Here is a 6065-nt window from a genome sequence, read left to right as displayed (position 1 = left end):
CCGGATCTGCTTTAAATTTCTGGGCGCCTGGCAGATCCTCATGGAACGCGGCCCGAGGCCTCGCTCTTGCTGCTTTCACTGGTATAGTAGCAAAAATCGCGATTTGTATCATTAGAAGTTTATTAAACTTTTGCTGTTTATATAATGGAAACTTGTATCTTCGAGGACTTTTGAATCGGGAATTGTCGGGAATATCGGGGTTATTGGGGCGGTGGCGGGCATAAAAGTTATAGCCCGCCATTTCTCTATTGTAACTTTCATCTGCGATATCTGTCATTTCGAATTAAAATATATATTTCTGCGGCACTTTATACTTGTCTGGCCACACCGCCCCGAGATTTCCGATAATCCCGATACCCCCGAAACAAAAGTTGTCAATAAAAAAGTCTCCCTGATCAAAAGAGAGACTTTTACCATATTTTTTATCCATTCACTTTTTCTTCGAGCTGTTCCAGCCAGTCCCGGAGGCGGTCATCATATTTCCTGACTTCTTTTGCCACTTCATCGGGATCTCCGCCTTCCCGGCCAAGCATGGTGGCTTTGTGACGGAGGTCATTCATGAGGATGGCTTCGGATGCCAGTTTTTCATCGATGAGGCCCAGGGCTTTGCAGTCCAGGATGGCCCGTTTCGGGGTGGGCGCATCAAGACCGTGCTTATGAAGGAGATAATCATGGGCGACATGCCAGAGGACGTCATAGGAGAGGATGAAACGATGAATCATGGCATCTCTTTCCACTTCGGAAATCTCTTCTTTGACTGCCAGTTCATGAAATCTTGCTAAAGTCTGTCCGGCCTGCTGCAGCTGGACCTGTAATTTATCCATTCTTTTGCCTTTCTATTTCTACTTAAACGAGACATATTCTTATACAGTATACAATATTTGTACAGGAATTTTATGGTTTCTATAGCACTTTGCCATGATAGAGAAATATAGTTGGAGTGAGGCTGTAATTGAAGAGGGGAAGCAGAAGGGTGGGAAGTTATCAGTTATAGTTCATAGTTAATAGTTATCAGTTATCAGTTGCATTTATGTCAGGCGGGCGACGGGGCTTTTATTTCATCTGCCTATCCGCGTCCTGGATGAGGAAAATTAACTATTAACCATTAACCCCAATGTACAGTTTTCCCACATTTATGTATGATCAGTCATTCACTTTATTATACATTCAAGATTTTTAAATCAGATTGCCAATAAGGTTATCCGGACATAAGCCAGGCCCACTGATAACTGAGAACTGCTAACTGATAACTGTTATGCTAATATATATAAGGAGCTAAAAATAAAAGGGAGAGTGAGAGCTATGTCACAGAAGCAGCCGGATCATATCGAAGTCAGGGGAGCGCGGGTTCATAATTTAAGAAATATAGACGTGGACATCCCGCTTCATGAAATCGTGGGAATTTCAGGCGTTTCGGGCTCCGGGAAATCGTCCCTGGCCCTGGGGGTGCTTTATTCCGAAGGGTCGAGGAGATATCTGGAAGCTCTTTCGACTTACACGAGAAGGCGTATGACCATAGCGGCTAATGCAGATGTGGAGTCGATTCGTTATGTGCCGGCGGCTTTAGCACTCCACCAGAGGCCGGGAGTGCCGGGGATCCGCTCCACCTTCGGGACTTCCACGGAACTTCTGAATACGCTTCGCCTCATGTTTTCCAGGCTGGCCAGTCATCGCTGTCCCCATGGTCATTATGTGCCGCCATCCATGAATGTGGCCGCCGAGCTTCCTTTGACCTGTCCCGTGTGCGGAGAGAAATTTTATGGTCCCGGGGCGGAAGATCTGGCCTTCAATAGCCGGGGTGCCTGCAAAACCTGTCAGGGGACGGGCATCTCGCGGACTGTGGATGAATCGACGTTAGTCCCCGATGATTCTCTCACCATCGATGAAGGAGCCGTGGCTCCCTGGCAGACCCTCATGTGGTCCCTTATGAAAGATATTGCAAGAGACAATCTGGGGATCCGCACGAATGTGCCTTTCCGGGATCTGACGGAAAAGGAAAAAGACCTCGTTTTCCATGGGGAACCTAAGAAATATCACATGCTTTACCATGACAAGACGAAAAATCTGGCAGGGGAGATGGATTTCACCTATTTCAATGCCGTTTATACCGTGGAAAATGCGCTGGCCCGTGTGAAAGATGAAAAAGGCATGAAGCGGGTGGCGAAATTCCTCAAAGAGGATATCTGCCCGGACTGCCATGGGACGAGACTTTCGGAAGAAGCCAGGGCACCGAGAATCCTGGGTATTTCTTTAGGTGAAGCCACAGCCATGACCCTCTCGGACAGCATTGAATGGGTTAAAAAAGTACCATCTTCCCTACCTGAAGAAATGAAACCCATGGCAGAGGCCATCTGTGACAATTATCTTCATACTGCAAAACGTCTTATGGATCTTGGCCTTTCCTACCTCACTCTTGACCGGGCGGCATCCACCCTTTCCACAGGAGAAAGGCAGCGGACCCAATTGGCCAGGGCCGTGAGAAACCGGACCACCGGCGTTCTTTATGTGCTGGATGAACCGTCCATCGGCCTTCATCCGTCCAATATTGAAGGACTCATAGGGGTGATGGATGATCTTCTTGCCGACGGAAATTCCATCGTTCTTGTAGACCATGATACAAAAGTCCTGTCTCATTCCGATTATCTTTTCGAACTGGGCCCCGGGGCCGGCAAAAATGGCGGAAATCTGCTGGCAGAGGGGACAGTAGAGGAAATAAAGAAGAATCCGAAATCTCTCATCGGACCATTTCTGGATACTACGAAAGCCCATATGGTGCGGAAACCCTGTGCAAAGGAAGACCTTTTCAAAGAAGGAAAGATTGACCTGGACATGGGCGGACTTCATACGGTGAAACCCCTTTCCGTTTCCATCCCGAAAGGGCGGATGTCCGTAGTGACCGGTGTTTCGGGCTCCGGAAAAACGACACTCATCCTGGAGTCTCTCATTCCTGCCATTCAGGCGGAAATCAATGGAACGAAACTTCCCGCCCATGTGCATCATATTTCCGCAAAAAATATTTCCCAGGTCAAACTCATTGATTCTGCACCCATCGGAATCAATGTGCGGTCTACTGTGGCGACGTATGCCAATGTGCATGATGAACTGCGAAAAATCTATGCGAAAACGGAAGCGGCCAAAGCGGCCGGATGGAAAGCCGGCGCCTTTTCCTACAATACGGGAAATCTCCGCTGCAAAACCTGCGATGGCACGGGTGCCATCAGTCTGGATGTCCAGTTTCTTCCGGATGTGGACATTCCCTGTCCCGACTGTCATGGGTCGCGATACGGAAAAGAGGCCTATGGCATCCGGATGAAGGGAGAAGATGGAAATTTCCATTCTCTTCCGGACCTGATGAACAAAAGCGTGGACGAAGTGCTGCCCATTTTCAGGAAATCTTCCATCGTGCACAAAAGACTTCAGGTCCTTCATGACCTGGGACTCGGGTACCTCACCCTTGGCGAAGAAACGCCGGGCCTTTCCGGCGGCGAAGCGCAGAGGCTGAAACTGGCCAGTGAAATGGGAAAAGGCCAGGAAGGATCCGTCTTTGTCTTCGATGAACCCACCATCGGACTTCATCCTCTGGATGTGGAAACCCTTCTCCGGGTATTTCAGAAACTTCTGGACCAGGGAGCCACGGTCATCATCATAGAACATGATCTGGATATCATCCATAATGCGGACTACCTCATCGATATGGGACCGGGAGGAGGCATTCATGGAGGAAAAATCGTAGCTACAGGGACGGTAGATGAAGTAAAAAATAATCCGGAAAGTGTCACGGGAAGGTATCTGTGATAATTTGCCTGCGAAGTTTCTGCCTTCGGATCATTGCTTGAAGGTTCTGAGGCAGACCGACCGGGAATGGGTCGGGTCTTGCGAGATTTTGCCTTCCGCTATGGGCCTGCTGGGATAGAGGCAGATCGGCCGGGAATGAGTCGGGTCTTGCGAGGTTTGCCTTCCGCTATTGGCCTGATGGGATTGGGGCAAATCGGCCAGGGACGGGTCGGGTCTTGCGAGATTGGCCTTCCGCTATGGGCCTGATGAGATAGAGGTAAATCGGCCTGGGACGGGTCGGGTCGGGTCTTGCGAGTTTATGCCTTCCGCTATAGGCTTGATGGGATAGAGGCAGATCGGCCGGGAGTGAGTCGGGTCTTGCGAGGAATTGGCAATTTGAAATGGAGGTGCTCATGGAGTTGGGCGCCTTTTTTATTTCAAAAACTGTAAGGAATATTTTATGGTTTTGTGAAAAACGAAAAACTGTAAAAATATTTTTATAGTTTTCTTGATTTTTGAAAATTGTAAAAATATAATTATGGTATAAGGGGGTGCGCTATGGTTATCCGTGAAAATTATCTTCGAAAAATCCGGCCTTTTTATGATTCGGAACTGGTCAAGGTCATTACCGGTATCCGCCGCTGCGGGAAGTCCACCCTCATGGGACAGATTGTGGATGAAATCAGGGGATTGGGCGTGCCGGAGGATCATATCCTTGTCATCAATTTTGAATTGTATAAATATCGCAAATTGATGAATCCGGATGCGTTCAATGACTATGTGGAAGAAAAGCTGGCAGATGATCAGAAGTATTACCTGTTTTTTGATGAAATCCAGAACGTGAAGGATTTCGAGCTGGTGGTCAACTCTTTCCGGGCCGGCCACAATGTGAGCATTTTCCTGACCGGGTCCACGTCGAAACTCCTCTCCGGGGAACTTTCCTCCCATCTGGGCGGGAGGACTATTTCCTTCCGCATCATGCCTTTTACATTTCATGAAATAGAAGAACTGGTCAGGGAAATGGGAATGACCTTTGACCGGATGAAATTATTCGAAGAGTATATCCGCTGGGGCGGGTTCCCGCTGGTCTGGTCTGTGGCAGCCGGCGAGGACAGGGAAGTGGTCCTTTCCAATCTGTACGATTCCATCGTGCTGAAAGATATCGTTCTCAGAAATCGCATCAATTCGCCGGTGATTCTGGAAAAAATTCTGTCTTATATCATTGCCAATTCCTCTACCGCTTTCTCGGGCAACCGGGTGGCCGGGGTGCTGACAAGCCAGGCTTTGAAGATCTCTCCGCCCATCGTGAATGCCTATATCAGGGCCATTGAAGATGCCTGCGTGGTTAACCGGGCAGAACGGTATGACATCCGCGGGAGCCGGGTCCTTTCCTATGAGGCGAAACTGTATGTAAGCGATTTGGGATTTTTCCATCTGAAGAAAAACCGGGTGAAAGATGAATACAATTTCATCGTGGAAACCCTGGTATACAATGAACTTCTGGCCCGGGGATACCATGTGTATGTGGGAAAAACGCAGAAAGGGGAAATCGATTTCATCGCCGAAAGAAATCAGAAAAAATGCTACATCCAGGCAGCCTATCTGATGGCTGACGAGAAGACCAGAGCAAGAGAATTTGGCGCCTATGCGGATATTCGGGACAACTATCCCAAGTATGTCATATCCCTGGACCCCATCACCCGGGACGAAAATGGGATTCAACATCTGAACCTGCTTGATTTCCTGGAAGATGAAACACTGATAACCGGCTGAAGGAGATCAGACTGCCGGTGACTTGCGAGATTTGCCTGCCGCTAATGGCTTAAGTGGGTAGAGGCAGATCGACCTGGGATGGGTCGGGTCTTGCGAGATTTTGCCTTCCACTATTGGCCTGAGGGGATAGAGGCAAATCGGCCTGGGACGGGTCGGGTCTTGCGAGATTAGCCTTCCGCTATTGGCCTGACGGGATAGAGGCAGATCGACCAGGAATGAGTCGGGTCTTGCGAGGGGATTGGTCATCTGAAATGGAGGTGCTCATGTTGATGGGCGCCTTTTTTATTGAGCGAAACTGTTTCTCCAGAAGCACCTCGATCGAGGAACTGAAGGAGTTCTTTGGAAAAGTTGGGATTTTGAAATAATCAGTGGAGTTATTAGCCGTTAGATAATATGAAGTGACCTCCGGTTTGCACATTCGTGGATTCACCCTGTACAATGAAGTCGACGAAAACCCATCCCGAACAGGGAATTACCTACACGCAAACGGAGGTCACTATGTATAGAATACTTAATTT

General features: G+C 48.6%; 4 protein-coding genes. 2 read left to right on the top strand and 2 right to left on the bottom strand.

Going from position 1 to position 6065, the window contains the following annotated elements; translation table 11 throughout:
- Together VZT47_RS09095 and VZT47_RS09090 are read right to left on the bottom strand one after the other, a co-directional pair.
- On the bottom strand, positions 1-277 hold a 277-nt coding region (locus VZT47_RS09095), incomplete at its 3' end, for a hypothetical protein (protein ID WP_330224649.1).
- A 145-nt stretch (positions 278-422) separates the two neighbouring features.
- Positions 423-824: a hypothetical protein gene (locus VZT47_RS09090; RefSeq protein ID WP_330224648.1), complete on the bottom strand. Its 402-nt coding sequence runs from the start codon at positions 822-824 to the stop codon at positions 423-425.
- A gap of 478 nt (positions 825-1302) precedes the next feature.
- Here VZT47_RS09090 and VZT47_RS09085 point away from each other — a divergent pair, with 478 nt between their 5' ends.
- Positions 1303-3795, top strand: coding sequence for an excinuclease ABC subunit UvrA (locus VZT47_RS09085; protein WP_330224647.1), 2493 nt, complete (start codon positions 1303-1305; stop codon positions 3793-3795).
- Between the two features lie 537 nt (positions 3796-4332).
- Positions 4333-5547 carry an ATP-binding protein gene (locus tag VZT47_RS09080; protein ID WP_330224646.1) on the top strand — a complete coding sequence of 405 codons (1215 nt, stop codon included), beginning with the start codon at positions 4333-4335 and terminating at the stop codon, positions 5545-5547.
- Positions 5548-6065: the final 518 nt, after the last annotated feature.

Origin of the sequence: Dialister sp., from assembly GCF_036343215.1 — a bacterium.
Classification (GTDB): Bacteria; Bacillota; Negativicutes; order Veillonellales; family Dialisteraceae; genus Dialister.
Note: the sequence above shows the minus strand (reverse complement) of the source record. Positions and strands in the feature narration are given on the sequence as shown.